The sequence below is a fragment of the Nocardia sp. NBC_01499 genome (assembly GCF_045040275.1).
GTDB lineage: Bacteria > Actinomycetota > Actinomycetes > Mycobacteriales > Mycobacteriaceae > Nocardia.
In genome coordinates this window covers 4,283,562-4,306,545 of record NZ_CP109426.1, presented here as the reverse complement: position 1 = coordinate 4,306,545, position 22,984 = coordinate 4,283,562, and the positions used below count along the sequence as shown (strand labels likewise).

The 22,984-nt window shown below is 64.3% G+C and carries 22 protein-coding genes; 15 read left to right on the top strand and 7 right to left on the bottom strand.

The window, feature by feature from the left end; genetic code table 11:
* The first annotated feature begins 58 nt into the window (after positions 1-58).
* The 3 genes from OG203_RS19895 (at position 59) to OG203_RS19885 (ending at position 3,476) form a co-directional block, all read left to right on the top strand.
* Positions 59-1,276 (top strand): NADP-dependent isocitrate dehydrogenase, encoded by a 1,218-nt coding sequence (locus OG203_RS19895; protein ID WP_379286579.1) that lies wholly within the window; start codon positions 59-61, stop codon positions 1,274-1,276.
* A gap of 324 nt (positions 1,277-1,600) precedes the next feature.
* Complete coding sequence (locus OG203_RS19890; protein WP_405167926.1) at positions 1,601-2,776, top strand: MFS transporter; 1,176 nt, start codon at positions 1,601-1,603, stop codon at positions 2,774-2,776.
* 52 nt (positions 2,777-2,828) lie between these two features.
* Positions 2,829-3,476 (top strand): TetR/AcrR family transcriptional regulator, encoded by a 648-nt coding sequence (locus OG203_RS19885; protein ID WP_405167140.1) that lies wholly within the window; start codon positions 2,829-2,831, stop codon positions 3,474-3,476.
* On the opposite strand, the gene OG203_RS19880 is transcribed toward OG203_RS19885, so the two are convergent.
* Together OG203_RS19880 and OG203_RS19875 are read right to left on the bottom strand one after the other, a co-directional pair.
* Positions 3,477-4,610 carry a serine hydrolase domain-containing protein gene (locus OG203_RS19880; protein WP_405167139.1) on the bottom strand — a complete coding sequence of 378 codons (1,134 nt, stop codon included), beginning with the start codon at positions 4,608-4,610 and terminating at the stop codon, positions 3,477-3,479.
* 162 nt (positions 4,611-4,772) lie between these two features.
* On the bottom strand, positions 4,773-6,425 hold the full coding sequence (locus OG203_RS19875; RefSeq protein ID WP_405167138.1) for a purine-cytosine permease family protein: 1,653 nt from the start codon (positions 6,423-6,425) through the stop codon (positions 4,773-4,775).
* Between the two features lie 398 nt (positions 6,426-6,823).
* Here OG203_RS19875 and OG203_RS19870 point away from each other — a divergent pair, with 398 nt between their 5' ends.
* From OG203_RS19870 to OG203_RS19845, 6 genes are all read left to right on the top strand, one after another.
* Positions 6,824-8,080 carry a lipid-transfer protein gene (locus OG203_RS19870; protein ID WP_405167137.1) on the top strand — a complete coding sequence of 419 codons (1,257 nt, stop codon included), beginning with the start codon at positions 6,824-6,826 and terminating at the stop codon, positions 8,078-8,080.
* Positions 8,081-8,135: 55 nt separating this feature from the next.
* A complete protein-coding gene (locus OG203_RS19865; RefSeq protein WP_405167136.1) occupies positions 8,136-8,573 on the top strand; it encodes an SRPBCC family protein in 438 nt (145 codons plus the stop codon).
* A 58-nt stretch (positions 8,574-8,631) separates the two neighbouring features.
* Positions 8,632-9,510 carry a MaoC/PaaZ C-terminal domain-containing protein gene (locus OG203_RS19860; RefSeq protein WP_405167135.1) on the top strand — a complete coding sequence of 293 codons (879 nt, stop codon included), beginning with the start codon at positions 8,632-8,634 and terminating at the stop codon, positions 9,508-9,510.
* A gap of 90 nt (positions 9,511-9,600) precedes the next feature.
* Positions 9,601-10,479 (top strand): SDR family oxidoreductase, encoded by an 879-nt coding sequence (locus tag OG203_RS19855; RefSeq protein ID WP_405167134.1) that lies wholly within the window; start codon positions 9,601-9,603, stop codon positions 10,477-10,479.
* 28 nt (positions 10,480-10,507) lie between these two features.
* Entirely contained in the window at positions 10,508-11,767 is a 1,260-nt protein-coding gene (locus tag OG203_RS19850; RefSeq protein ID WP_405167133.1) for an acyl-CoA dehydrogenase family protein, read from the top strand.
* 117 nt (positions 11,768-11,884) lie between these two features.
* Complete coding sequence (locus tag OG203_RS19845; protein ID WP_405167132.1) at positions 11,885-12,739, top strand: alpha/beta fold hydrolase; 855 nt, start codon at positions 11,885-11,887, stop codon at positions 12,737-12,739.
* 7 nt (positions 12,740-12,746) lie between these two features.
* Here the strand turns inward: OG203_RS19845 and OG203_RS19840 are convergent, their stop codons facing one another.
* From OG203_RS19840 to OG203_RS19830, 3 genes are all read right to left on the bottom strand, one after another.
* A complete protein-coding gene (locus OG203_RS19840) occupies positions 12,747-13,586 on the bottom strand; it encodes an SDR family NAD(P)-dependent oxidoreductase (protein WP_405167131.1) in 840 nt (279 codons plus the stop codon).
* A 151-nt stretch (positions 13,587-13,737) separates the two neighbouring features.
* Positions 13,738-14,484 (bottom strand): hypothetical protein, encoded by a 747-nt coding sequence (locus OG203_RS19835; protein ID WP_405167130.1) that lies wholly within the window; start codon positions 14,482-14,484, stop codon positions 13,738-13,740.
* An 88-nt stretch (positions 14,485-14,572) separates the two neighbouring features.
* Positions 14,573-15,493, bottom strand: coding sequence for an alpha/beta fold hydrolase (locus OG203_RS19830; RefSeq protein ID WP_405167129.1), 921 nt, complete (start codon positions 15,491-15,493; stop codon positions 14,573-14,575).
* Positions 15,494-15,555: 62 nt separating this feature from the next.
* On the opposite strand from OG203_RS19830, the gene OG203_RS19825 reads away from it, so the two are divergent.
* On the top strand, positions 15,556-16,428 hold the full coding sequence (locus OG203_RS19825; protein ID WP_405167128.1) for an exodeoxyribonuclease III: 873 nt from the start codon (positions 15,556-15,558) through the stop codon (positions 16,426-16,428).
* 30 nt (positions 16,429-16,458) lie between these two features.
* Here OG203_RS19825 and OG203_RS19820 read toward each other — a convergent pair whose 3' ends face one another.
* Together OG203_RS19820 and OG203_RS19815 are read right to left on the bottom strand one after the other, a co-directional pair.
* Positions 16,459-17,376: a helix-turn-helix domain-containing protein gene (locus OG203_RS19820; protein ID WP_405167925.1), complete on the bottom strand. Its 918-nt coding sequence runs from the start codon at positions 17,374-17,376 to the stop codon at positions 16,459-16,461.
* Positions 17,377-17,971: 595 nt separating this feature from the next.
* The gene (locus OG203_RS19815) at positions 17,972-18,280 is read right to left on the bottom strand and encodes a hypothetical protein (protein ID WP_405167127.1); all 309 of its coding nucleotides are present in this window, start codon (positions 18,278-18,280) and stop codon (positions 17,972-17,974) included.
* A gap of 5 nt (positions 18,281-18,285) precedes the next feature.
* On the opposite strand from OG203_RS19815, the gene OG203_RS19810 reads away from it, so the two are divergent.
* The 5 genes from OG203_RS19810 (at position 18,286) to OG203_RS19790 (ending at position 22,975) form a co-directional block, all read left to right on the top strand.
* Positions 18,286-18,507, top strand: coding sequence for a hypothetical protein (locus tag OG203_RS19810; protein ID WP_405167126.1), 222 nt, complete (start codon positions 18,286-18,288; stop codon positions 18,505-18,507).
* A gap of 431 nt (positions 18,508-18,938) precedes the next feature.
* On the top strand, positions 18,939-19,433 hold the full coding sequence (locus OG203_RS19805) for a hypothetical protein (protein WP_405167125.1): 495 nt from the start codon (positions 18,939-18,941) through the stop codon (positions 19,431-19,433).
* 356 nt (positions 19,434-19,789) lie between these two features.
* A complete protein-coding gene (locus OG203_RS19800; RefSeq protein ID WP_405167124.1) occupies positions 19,790-20,734 on the top strand; it encodes a hypothetical protein in 945 nt (314 codons plus the stop codon).
* An 877-nt stretch (positions 20,735-21,611) separates the two neighbouring features.
* Positions 21,612-21,968, top strand: coding sequence for a hypothetical protein (locus OG203_RS19795; protein WP_405167123.1), 357 nt, complete (start codon positions 21,612-21,614; stop codon positions 21,966-21,968).
* 452 nt (positions 21,969-22,420) lie between these two features.
* Entirely contained in the window at positions 22,421-22,975 is a 555-nt protein-coding gene (locus tag OG203_RS19790) for a recombinase family protein (protein ID WP_405167122.1), read from the top strand.
* The last annotated feature ends 9 nt before the right edge of the window (positions 22,976-22,984 follow it).

Here is a 22,984-nt window from a genome sequence, read left to right as displayed (position 1 = left end):
CAAGCGTGTTCACCTGGCCGTGCAATGAGGGCACCATCCTAGGAGGACACGAAGATCCATGTCCAAAATCAAGGTTGAAGGTACCGTCGTCGAACTCGACGGCGACGAGATGACCCGGATCATCTGGCAGTTCATCAAGGACAAGCTGATCCACCCGTACCTCGATGTGAATCTCGAGTACTACGACCTGGGCATCGAGTATCGGGACAAGACAGACGACCAGGTCACCGTCGACGCGGCCGAGGCGATCAAGCGCCACGGTGTCGGCGTCAAGTGCGCCACCATCACGCCGGACGAGGCGCGCGTCGAGGAATTCGGCCTGAAGAAGATGTGGCGCTCGCCCAACGGCACCATCCGCAACATTCTCGGTGGCACCATTTTCCGCGCGCCGATCATCATCTCCAACGTCCCGCGCCTGGTGCCCGGCTGGACCAAGCCGATCATCATCGGCAGGCACGCGTTCGGCGACCAGTACCGCGCCACCGACTTCAAGGTGTATCAGGCCGGTTCGGTCACCATCACTTTCACGCCGGAGGACGGCAGCGAGCCGATCCAGCACGAGGTCGTGAAGATGCCCGAGGACGGCGGCGTCGTCATGGGCATGTACAACTTCAAGGCTTCGATCATCGATTTCGCGCGGGCCTCGTTCAATTACGGCCTGCAGCAGAACTACCCGGTGTATCTGTCCACCAAGAACACCATCCTCAAGGCCTACGACGGCATGTTCAAGGACACGTTCCAGGACGTGTTCGATGCCGAGTTCAAGACCCAGTTCGACGCGGCGGGCCTGACCTACGAGCACCGCCTGATCGACGACATGGTCGCCTCCTCCATGAAGTGGGAGGGCGGCTACGTCTGGGCCTGCAAGAACTACGACGGTGACGTGCAGTCCGACACCGTGGCGCAGGGCTTCGGCTCGCTCGGCCTGATGACGTCGGTGCTGCTGACCCCGGACGGCAAGACCTGTGAGGCGGAGGCCGCGCACGGCACCGTCACCAGGCACTACCGCCAGCACCAGCAGGGCAAGCCGACCTCTACCAACCCGATCGCGTCGATCTTCGCCTGGACGCGCGGGCTCGAGCACCGAGGCAAGCTCGACAACACCCCCGAGGTCATCGGCTTCGCGCAGACCCTCGAGGATGTCGTCATCAAGACCGTCGAAGGCGGCCAGATGACCAAGGACCTCGCGTCGCTCGTCGGCGGCGATCAGGGCTACCTGAGCACCGAGGAATTCCTCGGCGCGCTCGACGCCAACCTGGCCCGCGCTCTCCGCTGACCAGGTAACACCCGGCGCTGGAAGCGAATCCGGCGCCGGGGGATGACTTCACGGGCACCCGCACCACATGGTGGTACGGGTGCCCGGACTGTTTTCCTGGTACCCGATTGGTTCCGAACGGAATTTGCCAGGTCATGGGGCATGACGTGTCCTTAATGCACTTTTTTTACATGCTGACCTGCACGTTTTCTCGTTGTTAGCGTGTCTCAACTCACGTTTACCGGGGAAGCGAAACTGACTTAAGAAGCGTTTCATGGATACGTGACCACTCCCCTCGCCACCCAGGCCTCCGCACGCTCCGAAGCCGCGCGGACGACCTGGCATATGCCTGCCATGCTCGCGCTGGCACTCGGCGGGTTCGGCATCGGCACAACAGAATTCGTCACCATGGGTTTGCTGCCGGACATCGCGCGGGCCATGGGTGTCTCCGAGCCGACCGCGGGGCACGCGGTATCGGCGTACGCGCTCGGCGTGGTGATCGGCGCGCCGGTCATCGCGGCGCTGTGCGCGCGGGTCTCCCGCAAGAAGTTGCTCATCGCCTTGATGGCGGCATTCACGCTGGGCAATGTGGCGACCGTGCTCGCGCCGACCTTCCACCTGCTGGTGCTCGCCCGGTTCGTTTCCGGCCTGCCGCACGGCGCCTACTTCGGGGTGGCTTCGCTGGCCGCCGCCACGCTCGCTCCGGTGGGGCAGCGCGCTAAAGCGGTTGCCGCGGTTATGCTCGGCTTGAGCGCCGCCAATGTTGTCGGCGTTCCCTTGGCCACCTGGCTCGGCCAGCATCTCGGCTGGCGCGACGCCTACGTGGTGGTCGCGGTCATCGGCCTGGCGACGATAGCCGCCCTGATCAGGTACGTACCGGAGCTCACCGGCATCACCATGACCAATCCGATGACCGAACTCGGCGCACTGCGCCGCCCCCAGGTGCTGCTGACCCTGCTGGTCGGCGCGATCGGCTTCGGCGGCATGTTTGCCGTCTACACCTACATCACCACCACGCTCACCGGTGTCGCCGGGATGTCGGCCGGACTGGTTCCGGTGGTACTGATGCTGTTCGGTGTCGGCATGGTGGTCGGCAACATCGTCGGCGGGGTGCTCGCCGACAAGGGTGTGGATCGGGCGATCTATGCCTCGATGATCGGCATGGCCGTCATTCTCGCCGTTTTCGTCGCGGCGGCACACAATCCCTACACCGCCGCGATCGGCGCGTTCCTGGTCGGTGCGACCGGCGCGTCGCTGGCGCCCGGGCTGCAGACCAGGCTGATGGACGTGGCACACGAGGCGCAGACCCTGGCCGCCGCGTTGAACCATGCCGCGCTGAACATCGCCAACGCCGCCGGCGCGTGGCTCGGCGGTGCCGTGATCGCCGCCGGGTTCGGCTACACCGCGCCGGCGATGGTCGGTGCCGGCCTCGCCGTGGTCGGCGTGGTGCTGTTCGCGATCACCATCGCGGTGGCCCGCCGCGACGCCCGCCTCGTCGCGGCGGCCGCGCTGGTCGCCTGACGCCGCGCTTCGTCTGAACATACAGAGCTGTATGTAAGTGTAGAATCGCCGGATGGCCAGGATCGAAGTCGCGAAACCGCAGCGGCGCACCCAGGAGCAACGCAGCACCGAAATGCGCACCCGGCTGCTCGACGCGACCATCGACTGTCTGGTCGAATACGGATACGCCGGGACGACGACGCCGCGGGTCGCCGAACGCGCCGGGGTCACCCGCGGCGCGCAGGTGCACCACTTCGGTTCCAAGACCGACCTGGTGGTCGCGGCGATCAGTCACCTGGCGCAACTGCGCGCCGAGACCGCGATGCGCGAGATGGCCAAGGTCGAGCGCGGCAACGACCCGGTCGCCGCGGCGCTGGAATTCCTGTGGGAGCTGCACCAGGGCCCGCTGTTCATCGCGACCGTCGAACTGTGGGTGGCCGGACGGACCGATCCGATACTGGCCGCCGCGATGGAGAAGGTCGAGCCGTTCGTCAACAACGCCGTGTTGATGGCGGTCGCCCGGTTCGTGCCGGACGAGATTCGCCGCAAAGAGGCGCGCGACTTCATCTACACCGCGATGGACGCCCTGCGCGGCATCCTGATCTCCAACTTCGTCGACCCGGATAACGAACGCGCGCAACGGCGTTGGCGCCGCGCGACCACCCACCTGCACAACATTGCCGACGCCGCGTTGGCGGACGTGCGCGGCACCGACTCGTAGCTATTGCCCGCACAGCCCTTTGGTCAGCACGGATTCCTCTTTCGCGATCAACGGCAAGAGGGTGCTCGGGTTGCCCGAGTCCATGGTCGGCCCCATAGTCACGGACACTTCGATGCGCCTGGTGCCATCGGCGGTGCTGTACATATCCGTGTAGTAGCCGGGGACGCCGCCGTTGTGACCGAGACCGACGCAGTCCGGGGTGAACTCCAATTGCGCCAACCCCAGGCCGTAGCCCGCGTCTGGCCCGATCGCACGGACGGCACGCATCTCGGCGAGCAGCGGTGGCGCGAGGAGGCGGCCGCCGAGCAGTGCGGTCACGAAGGTGTCGAGATCTCTTGTGGTCGAGATGATTTCACCGGCGGCGCCCGCCCATGAGGGATTTTGCCGGGTGATATCGACAGTTATCGGCGCGCCGCCGTCGGTGTAGGCGGCGTATCCGTGCGCGTGCGGCCCGACGATCTCCGGCCAGTTGCCGGGCAACATGGTGTTCCAGAGGCCGAGCGGCGCCACGATGCGGCTGTAGATCTGCACGCTGTACGGCAGTCCGGTGAGCTTTTCGATCAGCATCCCGGCCAGCTGGTAGTTCGTGTTGGAGTACGACCAGGCGGTGCCGGGCTCGAACCGTGCGGGTTTGGTCAATGCGAACCGAATCAGTTCGTCGGGCCGATAGTCACGTTGCACCGCGTCCACCGACTCCCGGCCGGACAGCGGCAGAATTCCCGGTTCGGTGCTGCCGTCGGGCCGTGCTTCACCGGTGTAGTTGAACAGGCCGCTGGTGTGCTGCAACATCATTCGGACGGTGATGCGCGGGTCGAGGCCGAACTGGGGCAGATGCTCGGCAAGCGGGTCGTCCAGCGTCAGCCGGCCCTCGCCGACCAATTGCAGCAGCACCGTGGACACGAACATCTTGGTGATGCTGCCGATGCGGAACTCGCCGTCCACCGAAACCGGCTCAGGCCGGCCGAGTTCCGCGACTCCGGCGCTGCCGGTCCACTCGCCGCGCTGATCATGCACGCGCACTTGGACTCCGGCCGCGCCCGCGGCGACCAGATCATCGATGGCCCGCTGGAGTTCGGCGCGATCCGTGCCCGCCGGAGCGGCGACGGCGCTCGCACCTGCCGAGGCGGTCAACACGATTGCCGAGATGATCGCAATTCCGAACCGTCGCAACACCATCAACCCCCCCGATGAACTGTGTGTTCGCTGATACTAGCCAACAGTCGTTCAGTCAGAGCGCTTTACCGGCGAGCCGGACATGTCGGAGCGTCGCTCGACATGTCCCGCTCGCCGGATGGGTCAGTGCTGTTGGGGGAGGAGGTGGTGGCCGAGTTTGTCGGTGGACAGGGCGAGGGAGCTGATGTACTGGATCTCGCCTTCGGGGCCGGGCACCGCGGAGGCGATCATGTCCGGGCGTTCGAACTCCAGCCCGGTCACGTGGCAGGTCAGCGTCTCGCCCGACGGGTTGCCGTGCTCGTCGTACATCGGCAGGTCGATGCCGTCGTCGCTGCGCCGCAGGTAGTACTTGCCCTTGGTGGCGAGCGCGGTGAGCGGCGTGGCCACGAACGCGACCGCGAGCGCGACGATCGGCGAGTACGGCTTCAGCAGCTCACCGAAGACCCCGAAGAACGTCATGATCGACAGCACCGCCGAGAGCCCGAACCCGACCAGCCCCACGGGGTTGAAGTCGTAGAGCATGCCGCGACGGAACTCCGGCTGCTTCGGCGAGATCTTCAGCAGATACTTGTTGACCGCGATATCCGTTGCGACGGTGACGATCCAGGCGATGCCGCAGTTGGCGTAGAAGCCGAGAATGTTGTTGAGGAAGTCGAACATGTTGGCTTCCATCAGGATCAGCGCGATCACCAGGTTCACGGCGAGGAAGATCAGCCGACCCGGGTAGGACTTGGTGACCCGGGTGTAGGAGTTGGTCCAGGCCAGCGACCCCGAATACGCGTTGGTGACATTGATTTTGATCTGGCTGATCACGACGAGCACCACGGCAAGCGTCATGGCGAGCCAGCCGGGCACCATGTCGCGGTAGATCTCCAGGAACTGGTGCACCGGCTGGTTCGCGATGCCCTGCGCGGCAGGCAGATTCGCGATCAGATACACCGCGAGGAACAACCCGACCACCTGCTTGAGCGCGCCGAAGACCACCCAGCCCGGCCCGGCGAGCAGCATCCAGCCCCACCACTTGCGCGCGTTCTCCGGCGTCCGCGGCGGCATGAAGCGCAGGTAGTCGATCTGCTCGGCGATCTGCGCGATCAGTGAGAGGCACACGCCCGCGGCCAGCAGCGTGCCGGAAATGCTTACCCCGGAACCATTTTCGCCGCCGTAGGCGAAGAACGACGACACCGAATCCGGATGGCGGACCAGCAGGAACCCGAATGGCAGCACCATCAGCAACAGCCACAGCGGGGTCGTCCAGACCTGCAGTTTGGCCAGCGTATTCATGCCGTAGATGACCAGCGGGAAAATGAGCAGCGTCGAGGCGAGATAGCCGAGCCACAGCGGTACGCCTAGACCGAGTTTCAGCCCCTGGGCCATGATCGACCCCTCCAGCGCGAAGAAGATGAAGGTGAACGACGCGAACACGACATTGGTGAGCACCGAGCCGTAATAACCGAATCCGCTACCGCGCGTGATCAAGTCGAGATCGAGGTTGTAGCGCGCCGCGTAATAGGCGAGCGGGAATCCGGTCACCATGATGACGATCGCGAAGAAGCCGATGCCGAGCAGCGCGTTCCCGGTGCCGTGCGCGATGCCGATGTTCGCGCCGATGGCGAAGTCGGCCAGGTAGGCGATGCCGCCCAGGGCGGAGATGCCGACGACGGCCGGGCTCCATTTCCGGTAGCTGCGTGGCGCGAACCGTAGCGTGTAGTCCTCGAGCGTTTCCTTCGCCGCGGCGATCCCGTCGGAATTCGACGATCGGGTATCGAGCTCGACCACGTTTTACTCCTCATCCCCGCACCGAAAACTGCAACCATTCGACGGTCGTACACGGTTGTGGACGGGGAATTTCCGAACGATTACACGGCTGTTACGTCATCGAGGGCGGTGAGTCACGTCACAGCCACGGAATCCGTATAGCGCCGACGCCCGGCGATTCGCTGCGTACCAGCATGAACTGGCTACACATACACCTCCACCTGTATGTCTCGGGCCGGATGCTATCACCTGGCTATTTAGTAGCCGCAACCTCGGGTAACGGAGACAACCTTGCGTACTTACATACATCTCTGTATGTTTGTTTTCAGCTGGTTCCGGACGGATCGGCCCACCGCTGCCCGCCCGCGGACGGCACCTGGCGGAGCACGCCGGGACAGGCACCAAACCTGAGGAGTTCGATGGCGAACAAGGCCCACCCGTCACCCGACCACCACCCCTCATCGACTCGCTCCGCGAGGAGGGTCTATGTCGTCGGCGTCGGCATGACGAAGTTCGAAAAGCCGGGCCGCCGCAAGAACGAAGACGGCACCGATTGGGACTATCCCGATATGGCTCGGGAGTCGGGGACCAAGGCGCTCGCCGACGCGGGCATCGCCTACGACCTGGTCGAGCAGGCCTACGTCGGTTACGTCTACGGCGAATCCACCTCCGGCCAGCGCGCGGTCTACGAACTGGGCATGACCGGCATCCCGGTGGTCAACGTCAACAACAACTGTTCCACCGGCTCGACCGCGCTTTATCTTGCGGCACAGTCGATTCGGGGTGGCCTCGCCGAGTGCACGCTGGCCCTCGGCTTCGAGAAGATGCAGCCCGGCTCGCTCGGCTCCACCTGGGACGACCGCGAGCAGCCGATGGCACGGCACATCATGGCGCTCGCCGAGATCTCCGAGGTGCTGTTCCCGGTGGCGCCGTGGATGTTCGGCGCGGCGGGCCGCGAGCACATGAAGCTGTACGGCACCACCGCGGAGCAGTTCGCCAAGATCGGCTACAAGAACCACAAGCACTCGGTGAACAACCCGTATTCGCAGTTCCAGGACGAGTATTCGATGGATGACATCCTCGGCTCGCGGATGATCTACGACCCGCTCACCAAGCTGCAGTGCTCGCCGACCTCCGACGGCTCCGGCGCGGTGATCCTGGCCAGCGAGGCGTTCGTCGACAAGCACAATCTGGCCGCGCAGGCGGTGGAGATCGTCGGACAGGCGATGACCACCGACTTCAAGTCCACCTTCGACGAGACCGCGAAGAACCTCGTCGGCTACGACATGACAGTCCAAGCGGCACAGCAGGTTTACCAGCAGTCCGGCCTCGGCCCGGAGGACTTCCAGGCCATCGAGCTGCACGACTGCTTCTCGGCGAACGAACTGCTGACCTACGAGGCGCTCGGCCTGTGCGGCGAGGGCGAGGCCGGAAAGCTGATCGACGAGAACCTGACCACCTACGGCGGCACGTGGGTGGTGAACCCCTCCGGCGGCCTGATCTCCAAGGGACACCCGCTCGGCGCGACGGGTTTGGCGCAGTGCTCCGAGCTCACCTGGCAGCTGCGCGGCACCGCGGACAAGCGTCAGGTCGACAACGTCACCGCCTGCCTGCAGCACAACATCGGCCTCGGCGGCGCCGCGGTCGTCACCGCCTATCAGCGCGCAGAACGCTGAGCCTGCGAAGCGTCATCAACTCAGCGCACAACGAACTCGACGAGGAGCTAACCCAATGGGACACATCGAAGCCACCAAGGACGTCAACGCCACCCCCGAGGCGCTCTGGGCGGTCGTCTCCGACCCGAACACCTGGGACAAGTGGTTCACCATCCACGAGCGCTTCATGGAGGAGCCGCCCGCCGTGCTGACCGAGGGCTCCAAGCTGGTCGCCAAGATCGTCATGCTCGGCATGGCGAACAAGATGGAGTGGACCGTGCTTTCGGTTCAGCAGCCGACCAAGCTCACCCTCGGCGGCGCCGGAATGGCCGGTGTGAAGACCGAATTCACCTTCGACATCCAGCCCAAGGGCGACGGAGGCAGCACCATCCTCGTCTCCGGCGACTTCGAAGGCGCGCTGATCAAGGGTGCGCTCGGCAAGGCGGTCGAGAAGGACGGCCTCAAGCAGCTGGACAAGACCCTCGAGCAGCTCGACGCCCTGGCCTCGGCATGAGCGGCGACAGCCTGCTCAACCACGCGGGGCCAAGTCCGCATGCCGGAGAGGACACAGCATGACATCGGAGACCAGCACCGCACGGCTCGTCGAATTCGATGACGCCGGTCTCGAAACCTGGTGCGACGAAGAACGTTTCGAGGTAACCGGCGAGCGGATCGGCGAATACGCCGCGGCGACCAACGATCCGATCCAGGCGCACCTCGCCGGTAAGGTGGCCTCGCCGATCTTCGGCATCGTTCCGGTGTTCGAGGCCATGCTGATGCCGGTGATCGACGTCGCGCCGTTGGACATCTTCGGCCGGGTCGTGCACGGCGAGCAGGACTTCCACTTCCATCGGGCGATCGTGCCCGGCGACAAGCTGGTCTCGCGCGGCAAGGCGATCGGCTACACCAGCCGGTCCAACGGCTCGACCATCACCATCCTCATCGAATGCCGCACCGAGGACGGGGAACTGGTCAACGAGCAGTACCTGACCGCCTTCTTCCGCCATATCGACGCCGGGAAGACGGTCGGCGTCGCGGCGCCGCCGCACAAGTTCGACGAGAGCCTGCGGGCGGCGCCGCCGGTGGCCGTTGTCCCGCAGCACGTCGACGACGACCAAACCTTCCGTTACTCACCGGCTGCCGGTGATCCGGTGCCGCTGCACCTGGACGAGCAGGTGGCCAAGGATGCCGGGCTGCCCGGCATCATCGCGCACGGGCTGTGCACCATGGCGTTCGCGTCCTGGGCGGTGCTCACCGAGGTCGGCGGGTCGGATGTCAACCGGCTCAAGCGGTTTGCCGTGCGCTTCGCCAAGATGGTGCTCCCCGGCGACGATCTGGAGACCCGCATCTGGCGGGTCGGCTCGGCCGACGGCGTCACCACCTACGCCTTCGAAACCGTGCGCGGCGAGGACGTTGTCCTCAGCGACGGGCTCGCCGAGATCGCCGACTGAGCCCGCGCCGGGACGGCCAACTCGTCGTCCCGGCGAAAGCCGTTCTCCGGCCGCAACATTCAGCACAGACTTCAGGAAGAGGAGGCATCGATGGGTGCACTCGAAGGTCGAGTAGCCGTCATCACCGGCGCCGGTCGCGGTATCGGCCGCGAGCACGCCTTGCTGTTCGCACGAGAGGGCGCGGCCGTGGTCGTCAACGACCTCGGCGGCAGCAACGAGGGTGAGGGCGCCGACACCACGCCCGCGCAAGAGGTCGTCGACGAGATCATCGCCGCGGGCGGCAAGGCGATCGCCAACACCGCGAACATCGCCACCTGGGACGGCGCGAAGAACGTGGTCGACCAGGCGGTCGCCGAGCTCGGCGGACTCGATATCGTGGTCAACAACGCGGGCATTCTGCGCGACGCGTTCATCGCGGGCCTGGACGAGGCGCAGTGGGACTCGGTGATCGCCGTGCACCTCAAGGGCCACGCCGCCGTGCTGCACCATGCCGCCGCCTACTGGAAAGACCAGAGCAAGGCTGGCAATCAGCCGAACGCCGCGGTGATCAACACCGCGTCCGCCTCCGGCACCACGGTGCCGAACGCTGGCCAGGCCAACTACGGCGCGGCCAAGGCGGGGATCGCCGCGCTCACCCTGGTCGCGGCCGACGAACTGGCCCGCTACGGGGTGCGCGTCAACGCCATCGCGCCGATCGCGCGCACCAGGCTCACCCTGGCCACACCCGGCATGGGCGCCATGATGGCGGCCGAGGCCGACGAGGTCGAAGAGGGCGAATTCGATGCCTTCAGCCCGGCCAATATCTCGCCCCTGGTGGCCTACCTCGCCTCGGACAAGTGCCCGATCACCGGCAAGGTGTTCGCGGTGCAGGGCGGGGCCATCTCCGAGCTGGCCGGTTGGCACGATGTGAAGACGATCGAGACCGAGGGACCGTGGTTGATCGACGACATCTCCGCACGGCTGCCCTGAGCTCGCCGCAACGATAGGGAGAACGACGATGTTCGAATGGTCCGAGACCGATGTGCTGATCCGCGATGCCGTGCGGACGTTCATCGACAAGGAAATCCGGCCCAACCTGGACGCGCTGGACAGTGGCGAGATGTCGCCGTACCCGATCATCCGGAAGCTGTTCAGCGAGTTCGGGATCGATGCGATGGGCGGCGAGGCGGTGGAGAAGCTGCTCGCCAAGCAGAAGGCCAAAGAGGCGGCCATCGCCGCGGGCGAGCCGAAGCCGGAGAAGAAGGAAAAGTCGTCCGGCGGCAGCCCGTTCGCCGGGCAGGAATCGCTGATGGCAGTGGTGGTCGGCGAATTGTCCGGTGTCTGTATGGGTGTGGTCACCGCGCTCGGCGTCAGTATCGGCCTCGGCGCGACCACCATCATGTCCCGCGGCACCCTTGCCCAGAAGGAGCGCTGGCTCGCCGACATTGTGACCGCGAAAAAGGTTGCGTCATGGGCGATCACGGAGCCCGACTCTGGCTCGGACGCGTTCGGTGGCATGAAGACCTACGTCAAGCGCGACGGCGAGGACTACCTGCTCAACGGGCAGAAGACCTTCATAACCAACGGTCCGTTCGCCGACGTGATGATCGTCTACGCCAAGCTCGATGAGGGCGACGGCGCGGACAAGCGCGACCGCAAGGTGCTCACCTTCGTGCTCGACAAGGGCATGGAGGGGCTCACTCAGGGCAAGCCGTTCAAGAAGATGGGCCTGCACGCCTCGCCCACCGGCGAGCTGTTCTTCGACAATGTCCGCCTCGGCAAGGATCGCCTGCTCGGCGAGACCGAGGAGCACAAGGGCGGTGACGGCAGGGAGAGCGCCAGGTCCAGCTTCACCGCCGAGCGCGTCGGGGTGGCCTTCATGGCGCTCGGCATCATCAACGAATGCCACCGGCTCTGCCTGGATTACGCGAAGAATCGCAAGCTCTGGGGTCAGGAGATCGGCCGCTTCCAGCTCGTCCAGCTCAAGCTGGCCAAGATGGAGATCGCCCGAATCAACGTGCAGAACATGGTGTTCAACACGTTGGAGCGGGGTCGCGCGGGTAAGCCGCCGACGCTGGCCGAGGCGTCGGCGATGAAGCTCTACGCATCCGAGGCGGCCACCGATGTCGCCATGGAGGCGGTGCAGCTGTTCGGCGGCAACGGGTACATGACCGAGTATCGCGTGGAACAGCTCGCGCGCGACGCCAAGTCGCTGATGATCTACGCGGGCAGCAACGAGATCCAGGTGACCCACATCGCCAAGGGTCTACTGGCGTAACAGTTTACGGAGTCCCGGGTGCGCTACAACGGCGTGCGCGCCCGGGATTCCCTGTCCCGCAATCGAAACGCCACTAGTCCTGCGCACCTGTGCGAGCTCGTAAGGGGCAACCGGCCGATGATCACCGAAACCACCGCCCGCTACAACGACGTCAACACGCGGGTCCTTTCCGTCTCCGGATCCGGCACCCCGATCCTGCTGCTGCACGGTTACGCCGACAGCGCGGACACCTGGCACGGCGTCCTCACCGCCCTGGCCGCCGAGGGACGGGCGGCCTTCGCCGTCGACCTCCCCGGCTTCGGCCTGGCTGATCCGCGCGGGCCTGGCCCGCTGACCCCGCAGTTCGACGCCTTCGTCGACGCGATCATCGCCGAACACGGTCCGCTGACCCTCGTCGGCAACTCCCTCGGCGCCGCCACCGCTCTGCACGCCGCCGCCCGGCACCCGGGCGGGGTCACCGCCGTGGTCGCCCTCGACGAGCCACTGCTGGCCCGGCACTGGCTGGCCCGCGTCGGTCGGCTGCGTGAATACCGATTGTTCTTCCGCCTTGTCGGCCTCCTGCCTATTCCGACCGCGCTGGTGCGCTGGGGTGTGCGCCGCGCGGTAGCGCTGTTCGTCTACGGTCCCGGCGTCCTCGCCGACCCCGAATTCCTCACTACCGCGGTACGTTCGGTGCCCGATATGGCCGCCGTCGCCGCGCGCGGCCAGGACGCCACCCGCTACGCCCGCGAACATCCTTCGGGCCACGTCGATCTCGTCATCACCTGCCCGGTCCTCGTCGTGCACGGCACCAAGGACCGCATCATCCCGATCTCCGCCGCTCGTGCCCTGCACGCCATGCTGCCCGGCAGTGAGTTCGTCGCCCTCCCCGGCGTCGGCCACTGCCCCCAACTCGACGTCCCCGACGAGGTCTGCCGACTGCTGCTCGGCTTCCCCCGATCCGACGGTAAGCGGACCGGCGTCGCGTCCTGAGTTGCGGTTACCGGCCGGGCGGCGGTAACTGAGTGGGGTTGTCGCCGTTGATGATCTGTCTCATCCGGTGTTCGATGTGTCCTTTCCATTCCGGGTGCGTCAGCACATAGAAGCGTTCCTCATGAATTGCCCGAACGACATGCTCGCCGATGACGCGCGGACTGGTGCCGAGCGCGAATGCTTTCCGGGCCGCCTCGATATTCCAGCCGTCCGGGCGCGGACCGACATCGGATAGCCGATTCGGCCGATTGCGTTCTGAATCAAAGATGTTCGTGTCGACTACTCCGGGTATCAGCACGGATACCCGAGGCTGGAAACCGCCACCGACGAGCTCGAGATACACCGTCTCCGACAACGCGAGCACCGCCGACTTCGTCGCACCGTACAGCGACGAGCCGCCGACCGCCGCGGCAAGCGACGCGGTATTGACGATGTGCGCAGCTACGCCCTGCTCGATCATGATCGGCAGAAAGACGCTGTGCCCGTGCACCACACCCATCAGATTGACCCCGAGAATCCACTCCCAGTCGTCCAGCGTGCTGTCCCAACTGGGCCTGCTACCCGCATAGACCCCCGCGTTATTGGCCAAAACATGCACGGCCCCATACTTTTCGAGCGTCGCCTCGGCCAGCTCCGTAACGTCATCCGGCGCCGAGACATCCGCGACAACCGCATGCACATCCGCCCCGGCGGCCCGCAATTCGGCAGTCGTGGAATGCAGCGCGTCCACCTCCACATCACTCAACACAACCCGCATCCCCGCGTCGACAAACGCCTCGGCCATCCCGCGCCCGATCCCACTCGCCGCCCCGGTAACCACGGCGACTTTATCCAGCAGATCGTCCATTTTCTCTCCACCCTGTGCCCGGACCGAAACTGTTCCACAGGTTAAGGGCGCGACCGTCGCCGATACATCGACCCGAAGGCCGATGTATCGCGACCGTTGCCCAGGTTAAAATGAAAGGGGGACAGGGGAAGCGCCGCGTCGAGAACGCTGGTTATCCCGCACCGTCCTGCGAAGCAGGCTGCTGCTTCCGCAGGAGGTCGACCACAACATCGAGGGTCTTCGAGTTCTGACGCACGACTACCGCCAGTTCAGTCACGTGTACTTCGAGCCGATTCACCCGCGCGGGCAGTTCTGCGAGTTGGTCCACTCGTTCCGTCAGATGATCCATCCGTTCTGTCAGGTGAGTCACCTGCCCCATCAGGCTGTTCACTTGTGCTGGCAGTGCCGCAAGTTCGTCGACTCGTTCCGTCAGGTGGTCGACTCGTTCTGTCAGGTGCGTGACCTGTCCCGTCAGGCCGGTGACCTGTCCCGTCAGGTCGGTGACCTGTCCCGTCAGGTCGGTGACCTGCCCCGTCAGGCCATTTACTTGTGCTGGCAGCGGTGCAAGTTCGTCGACTTGCTCCGTCAGGTGGTCGACTCGTTCTGTCAGGTAGTTCACCTGCCCTGCCAGTTCATCCACTCGTGCTGGCAGTGGTGCCAGGTTGTTCACCTGCGTCACCACTTCCCCGAGAGCCGATTCCACGCGATCGAAGCGGTGCGCGTGCTGTCGCTGAGTGGCGAGAAGAAGACCGAACTGTCGACCACACGTCGTCTCCAACCGTTGGAGACGTTTATCGATGCCGCGAACCGTGCAGCCGGTTTTCTCGACCTCCTCGTTGGTCTTGCTGTTCAGTTCATACAGTCCGTCGACGTCGCCGCGGAGCTGATGCATCACGCGGTCGGTTGGTGTGCTCCCCATGACTCGAAACAGTAGGCGTCGGCGAGACCGAGATCGAGAGCTTTCCTCGATCTGTGGATAACTCTCTGACCTGTGGATATCCCGTGCCTCACACCGCGCGCAGGCGGTTGCGGCTGGCGTACACGTGCTCGGCGATGAGGGTCGCGATACGGTCCGGCGCCTCGAGCATCGGGACGTGCCCGACGCCGTGGACGACGATGCGGTCGGCGGACTCGGGGAGTTCCTTCAGGTAGCGGCGGGCGTAGACGCGATTGGGAATGACCCGGTCGTATTCGGAGAGCAGCAGCCGCACCGGCGTCTCCAGGGTGGACAGGTCTTCCTGCGCGGGGCCGCGGATGCTGCTGACGATGAACGGCAGCATGGACGGGCAATGCAGGGCGGCCATGATGGCGGCGGCGGTATCGCGCCGGGGCACCGCGGCCGCGTTCTTGCTCAGCAGCAACAGGGTGAAGCGCTGGGCGATCGGGTTGTTGATCGCGAAACCGCCGAGGCGCTTGCCGATTTCGACGATCGGCACCAGCGAGAGGAATTTCAGATTGATCCGCAGCTGAGTGAGCGACGGCGCGTGCCAGCCGCCCGCCGGGGCGACGAGGGTGAGCGTGCGGGCCCGGCCGCGCCTGGCGAGTTCGACACCGACCCAGCCGCCGAGCGAGTTGCCCGCGATATGGCAGGTGCGCCAGCCGAGTTCATCGAGCTGATCCTCGATCCGGTCGGCCAGCGAGTGCACGTCGACCGACCAGCCGTCCGCGCGCTCACCACCCCAGTGGCCAGCGAAGGCCGGCGCGTACACCTCGCATTGGCTCGACAGCCGCGTCGCGGTCTGTTCCCAGCAGTGCGGCGACATCATGAAGCCGTGCAACAGGAGCAGCGGATCACCGGAGCCCGTGTGCAATGCCTTGACAGCCTTGGGTAGCTCCGGCTTGGTCTTGGTCGTGACCGGCGGGCGGGCGGCGCTTGTGGCGCGTTTCGCGGCGGCGGAGGACTTGGCGGTGTCAGACGGCATCGTCATCACCCTTTCCTGGACGGCGGTGTCCGAGGGAGTTCATCTGACCAGCATTGTACGGTCGTGCGGTGGCCTACATCATTTCGACTGTGAACGTAAATGGCGTCCGCGCGGCCGCGGGCAAAGGCATGCTGGCCTGGCTCGCCGCGACGGAGGCCGACATCGTCTGCGTCCAAGAGACGAGGGCCACCGACGAGCAGACCAGAGCGGCGCTGGCACCGGCGCTGGCCGAGGGCTGGTGGCTAGCGCAGGCCGAGCCGGAATCCAAGGGCAGAGCGGGCGTCGCGATCCTGTCGAGGCGCGAACCGGACGCGGTCCGAATCGGCTTCGGCAGCAGTGAGTTCGGCGCGTCCGGGCGCTACCTCGAGGCCGACTTCGGCGAGGTCACGGTTGCCAGCGTGTACGTGCACTCGGGTGAGGCGGGCACCACGCGCCAGGACGAAAAGTACCGGTACATGGCCGAACTCGGCGCCTACCTCACCGCACGCACCGGCGAGTTCGTGGTCAGCGGCGACTGGAACATCGCACACACCGAACTCGACCTGAAGAACTGGAAGGGCAACCGGAAGTCGGCCGGATTCCTCCCCGAGGAGCGCGCCTGGATCGATGAGCTGCTCGCCGCGGGCTACGTCGACGTGGTGCGCCAGCTGCATCCGGCCGTCGAGGGCCCGTACAGCTGGTGGTCCTATCGAGGCCGCGCCTTCGATAACGACACCGGTTGGCGCATCGACGCGGTTTACACAACGCAGGATATCGCAGCCCGAGCCATATCGGCGCGGGTGGAGCGTGCTGCTTCCTATGACCAGCGCTGGTCCGACCACGCGCCGGTCACGGTGGAGTTTGCGGAGAAGGCGCGCCAACCGCTGGTCTGCGTCTCGCATCTGTCGCCCGAGGCATCAGCGATGGCGGACACCCTCGCCACGAGCGGACAGGTCGGATAGTTCCGCAAGCAGCCGTGAGACCGCGAAGACTCAGGGGATTGTCATCTCCGGGTTGATCCGGCGGAGCATGATGCCCAGCCATTCGGAGTGCTGGAATTCCGGAGGTAAGGCAGCGACCCCAGCCCTGGCCTCCCGTACGGCTTCGGACTCGCGGCCGAGCAGTGACAGCACTACGCCGCGTTGCACGGCCCAGAACCCCTCGATATACCAATATCCATGCCGAGGCAGGTCGAGCTCATCGGTGGATTCCGCCGCCTTATCGGCCTTGTGGAGCGCTCGAACAGCCCCGGTGTGATCACCTTCTGCTGCAAGCAATTCGGCCTGCTGATAGCGGTCATAGGCACCGAGTACCGGGTGTGCTTTCGGCACCCGGATCGCGGCGTCTGTCACGTCGAGCGCTCGCGCCGAATCCCCGCGATGCCAGGCCGTATACGCGAGGAACGACAAGGCGTGTTCGATCAGGGAGGCATCCCCAGATTCTTCGGCGAGCTGCACCGCATCGGTGAGTGCCTTGTCGGCAAGCACGAAGTTGCCCGCTACGTGTTCGAGCCACCCCCGATAGGTAGCAACCTCGGACGCTAAAGCGGCACCACCAGCCGAAATCAAAGACCTTGCTGCGCCGTCGATTCCACGAATAGCTGGAATGACCAAAGCTGTCCCGATTTGGTCTTCGAGACGCCGGGTCCGTTCGAGGATCACCGAGATGTCTTCCAGCGCCGAGCCTCCCGCCGATGACGGATCAGCCATCGTTGCCGTCAACCGATCCACGTCCAACGTCGGATCACTGCCGAGCACTTCACGGTAGGCGGCGATCACGGCCGCAGGAACAGGCCGCTTGCCGTTCTCGATCTCGGACAGGTAGCTGGGGCTGTAGTGGGTCTTCCCAGACATCTGACGCAGGCCGACACCGGCCACCACCCGCAACTCCCTTAGCAGATGGCCCGTCACGTCCGATTCTGCGAACACATGCGAACACTAACCCTGTTCTGCTGGGGATGCATCGAGGTCAGGGTTATTACAAGGCCCGGCTCCAAAGCTTCGGGGGACCAGGCCGCCTAGTCCGTTTGATCCGAGCAGGGGGCTTGAATCACGATGAAAAACATTTCGTTCGGGGACACACCAGTCTCACGATGCGTCTACTACCGGTTGGTCTGCGGACTGGCCGCCAACATCAACCCGCCCGACTCCGAGCGAATCACCTTCCTTGCCGGGAGTACCGGCGCATTGACCATGCCCGGAACGCTGGGAAGCGTTCTACGCCAACATATGCAGCGCCACGGCGTAGCGGTCGGCCCGATCGTGTCGCATGTCGGGTCGAACCGATGGACGTTCCTGGTTCGGCCCGATGTGCCCGATGACGACACGCGGCTGTTCAACCAGCTTTTCCCGCTGAACGTAAGCATCGTTCGCGAGGGAGCCATCGCGTTGCCGTCGCCGACAGCGGAACCCGGAGGGGGTAGCCGACGGTGGATCGAACTACCACGCAACACGTTTCGTCCCTCGGCCTGTGTCGTCGTGGACTCGATCCTCGGATGTACCGGTATCAATCGCGATTCGCGATCGTTGGCGGTGCATCGTGGCTGATTGCGGATGTGGATGCGGGTGTGGCCCGTGGATCAAGGCATCGCAGTGCAAAGGCGGGGCCGTGCTGTTCCACAAGACCGGTGAAATATTCAGGGTCGGTTGCCCGTCGATGCTCTGTTCCGGCATGGTCCCGGTGGTCGACGGCCGGATCGGCGAGCACGACGGGATAGTTCCGGGCCGCTGCCCATGGATCGGGACGCGGGTCGTAGACGACCGCGCCGACTTCGCACGCGTGGAGCCCGGTGCCGACAGCGGCAGCGATCGGCATTCGCGATGACTGCCGAGCACCGATCCCCCCATCCTGACGAGCCGGACGTGCACCTACGCGTCACGCTGCGGGGCGAACAACTGGACTTCGCCGCCTGCCTTACCTCGGCGCTGTTCTTCCTGGAGGAGCAACGCCAGCGGTGCTACATCGACGGCGTGAGTGTGATCCCAGGTGCTGCAACCGGATTGGATCGACTCCCGAACGAACGACTGTACGAAGGGCCATGACGATGCTTGGTTCTGCGAGCAAGCCCGTAGCGATCGGCTACCTCCGCAGGGACATAGCCGGAGTAGCCCAAGGCTGGAACGAGACTCAAATACGCAGCACAGCAAAGCGACTCGGTTACAACTTCGCCAAGACCGTAGCCTTCGGCGCGAGCACCGAGCATCCGATACAGGAACTGATAGCCGCAGCACGACGGGCGAAGGCCGATGCCGTAATCGTGCCCAGCGCAACGCACTTCGAAGACAACGACATCCCTGCGGAACTCACACAAGTTGTCGATGTGGTCACCGTGTCGCCTGAACATACTTACGCCCGTTGGGCGTTGAACCCGACTCGGTGGAGCGACCAAACCCAAGGTCCCACATGATGGATGCAACCTGCTTGTATCTTGAGCCGTGGACGCGGGACTCTGGCCGCAACGAGAGGGGTAGACGTGAGTGACGACGAACAAACGACGATGGATCTCGGCGTACCTGTCGAGCAGTCCGAGTGGAGCAAATGGGTCAATGCTGACCGCCGTAAGGCGCAGGCCCGGAAATTCATGGATCGTGTCGGGATTCAGAGCATTCCAGATGAGTTCTCGTGGTTCGGCGATGTCGAGGACTCGGCGAACGCTGCACTATCAGAAGCATTCCCTGACGCCGAGTTGCCGACACCAGAGAACTACTCCGACCTGGTCGACACATTCGTATGTTTTCTCGGGGAGTATCTGAACAAGTTCGCTGAGGCCGAGTGGTACGACTCGCCGGTGAACCGAGAGAACGCGATATACAAGAACATAAACCCTGCGCTTCGCTACCGAGGCTCCGAAGACGCTACAGCGACGGAGCTGTTGCAGGACATACTTAATCACGGGAAAGAACTCGATGGCCGCATATTCACGAGTGCGATGGTAATCAGTTACGAACTTCATCTCAATTCGTTGTAGGCGCAGCCCTGGGGGCCGGTATGTCCGCAGAGAGTAACCAGCAAGGAGAATACTTCCATCGCGGAATGGCGGAGATTCGGGGGGAGACTCGCGAGCATGGATGGGTGCGGGAGCATCCAGAGCCATCTACGGGTCAGCGGCTAGATCAGGCCCGCATCTACGTAAACGAGAGAGAACGCGAGTTTACGGAATACAAGTCGGGTCGAATTGATGCGCGGTGCGTCGAGCAACTTGGCAAGCACTTAGAATTGCTGGATCGGGGGGTGTACCGTGCTGCCGAATGGGTCTCGGTAATCCCGCTGGAAAGGACGCCGCGAGAGTTCCAAGAACTAGTACGCGGAGCGCGAGAACGGGGTTTGAAGTTCAACTACCTCACCCCGGATCGTCAGGTAGTCAAAGCTGCCATAGAAAAGGGGAAGCAGCAGATACCCGGGCAGCAACTTGAGCTACCCGGGGTCGGAGATAAAGCGCGGGAAGTCAATCAAAAAGCTGTTGAGAATCGTCGGGAGAAAATCGCAGAAATCGCCAAGGCGCGTGATCGTAAAGAGCGTGCTCGGGTACGGCTCGCGAAGATACGCGTAATCGCCAAGGCGCGGGAAGAAGCCGACCGCGCCAGAGCCGCTGGCGAGACAGCCGCTAGACGGGTGGCGCTGGAGTTCCCGACTCCTGATCAGCTCAGACGAATTGAATCGCCCACCGCCGACCGAGCCAAAGAACGCGAGACACCAGAGACCGAGCGCGATCGGGTCACCCGTGAGGCTGCCGAGAAAGCCGTGAGGGAATTCCAGGGCCGACTACAGAGCGGCCCTGAACCGTCCGCAGATAAGCCCCCCGAGAAGACCACACCGGAACGAGAGACACCCGAAGCCGCACGCGCCAGAGTCGAGCAGGAAGCACGCGAACAGGTATTGCGGGAATTCCCATTCCCGGTACCTGATCGGCCCCAGGAGCGAAAAACAGTCGAGATCGGGGAACGACCTACCCCGGAGCTAAATCAGGCCGCCAGCGTGGAACGTGAGGCCGAGCGCACAGCAGCCGAAAAGGCTCGCGAGGCAGCTACACAGCAACGAGAAGCCGAAGCACGCGAGGCCGAGCGGAAGCAGGCCGAGTTGGACCAAGCACGGGACGCGGCGTACCGCGAGATGCTGAATCAACCCCAGGTGCCGGAGCATGTCCGACTGGCGTTGTCGCACGCGCAGGCACCGGAGGCGGCTGTACGGACACCTCCTGGACAAGCACCCAGCGTCGAACGAGGTGGAACGCGAGGACCAGAAACACGCGGCATAGAACGCACCCGTTGATGCCTGCCCCGATGGACTGGCGATGCCTGGATGCGAGTCGAGCCCGATCCGAAGGAACGGACCAGGCTCGATTACCCCACGAAGCCTGCGTCAGATCAGACCAACTCTTTGACGGTTACCGACATTTCTGGGTGCCCTCGTTGCCCCCTTGGTTACCCGTATCGGTCCCTTGGCCAGCCGCTTCGTTGCCCGGACTGTTCCCATTGTTGCCTGAGCCGCCTGCTTGGTTGTTCCCGTTGCCCGTTTGGGGGGACACCTGCTGACTACCCGGGTTGTTACCCGATTGATCGACGCTGCTTTGCTCGCAGTCTTCGTAGCACTTCTTGAACTTTTCGTACGTCTTCGACGCCTTGACGCAGAACCCGACAGGGTCGGCTTGGGCCGTCGGGGCTGAGATGACCCAACCCCCGGCGCTCAAGACGATTGCGGCGAGTAAGGCGGTGGTTCGAGCACGATCAAGACGCATAGCGGTTCCCATCCGTTGAAGGTGGACCAGCTGTCCGGTTCACCGTATCCCCACGTATTCGGAACAGAGACGATTCCGGATGGGAGTGTCACACCAGGTCGGCTACTGATGGCTTGGAAGCGAATCAACGATCTCGATTCGCGATCACTCGGAAGCGTAGAAACCAACTCTGAGCAGCGCAAACATCGCACCGCGGCTTAGGTAACGAAAGCCCGGAACCCGTACACGACCGGGCGCCCGCATTACGAGCCGGTCTAGGGACCGTGGGTGAGGTTCCCTCCCCTGGGATACACAAAGGGGCAACGTGCAGATGGTTGCCATTGGGGCACAACCGATCTCGAGTCGGGATACGCAACGTCGTGGGACGATCTGTGTCGGTCGGTAGCGGACCGACCAGGAGGAGGCAACGCCATGTCTGACGAGCAAGCCACACCCGAGACCACCGACCTGGGAGAGATCCCGGCAACCGAGATCACCCCCGACGATGCAGGCGTACAACAGATTCCGGCCACAGTGAGCCAGGCAGCGGCAGACCCCACTGCCGCCGTCACCCGCGAGAAGCTGCTAGTGGCCATCGGGCAGGAAGCCGACCGCATCGCGAACAACGAAACAGTCCAAGCGTCCAAGGCGCTCGAAGAACTGGCCCGCGCCTACGCCTTGGTAGCCCTCGGTCGTGTGGTCGTAGACGAGTCCGGCTCTCCTATCGCGCTTCATGCGACGCCTGGGGCTCGAGTGAGCTCGTTCGCTGACTGGGCAGCCAGCGCATAAACCGTCAGCGTTAAGAGCACTCCGCGTCGACTGCGGGTGCTAACTCGTCTCAATCTCCGTAACGGCCTGCCGGTTCGCCAGACGGGCCGTTACGGCTTGCTGAGCACCCCCTCCCCCCGTCGTGCGTGCGTGCGGCCCGTATGACTGAGGAGTAGGCCACGAAGGGGGTGGGAGGGGACCTCCCCACCCCGGTACATCAGTTCGGGGGGATATTGGCCGGTATGCCTGAGAGCAGGCCGCAACGGGCTAGGCGGGGTGGACCCCCATCCGGTCCCGTTAGTCGAGTCCTGGTGCGGTGTCTCAAAAACGAACGGTTGTTGAGAACCGAGACAGCCTCAGCCGGTCGTTCGTCGTCCTCGAGAAACAGTCTCGGAATCTGTCTTGAAAACCCGTCTCAAAACCTATAGTCTCAAAACATCAGGTTCGACGGGATTATGAGACAGGCGGGGGCCATGGCAGTCATCGGATACGCACGAGTCAGCACCACCGACCAAGACCCACAGTTGCAACTCGACGCGTTGAACGCTGCTGGGGCACAACGGATCTTCACCGACCATGGCGTATCAGGCTCCAAGACCGAACGTCCCGAACTCGATGCTTGCTTGGATCACCTCCGCGAAGGTGACGTGCTCACCGTGTGGAAGCTCGACAGGTTGGGCCGGAACACGGTCCACGTACTCCAGCTCATCCAAGAACTGACCACACGCAAGATCGGATTCCGTTCCCTCACAGAGGGATTGCACACAGACGGACCGATGGGACAGGCCATGATTACGATCATGGCCGCATTCGCACAGCTCGAACGGGACACGATGATCGAACGAACCCGTGCCGGACTGGCAGCAGCAGCGACCAACGGACGCAAAGGCGGTCGGCCCCGCAAGGTGGACGACGCCGACGCGGCTAAGGCCCGGAAGCTGAAGGCTCAGGGCATCACCGCCCCGGACATCGCTCGGATGCTCGGATGCTCCCGAGCCACGGTCTACCGGTACTTGTCCGAGAACTGACCTACGACA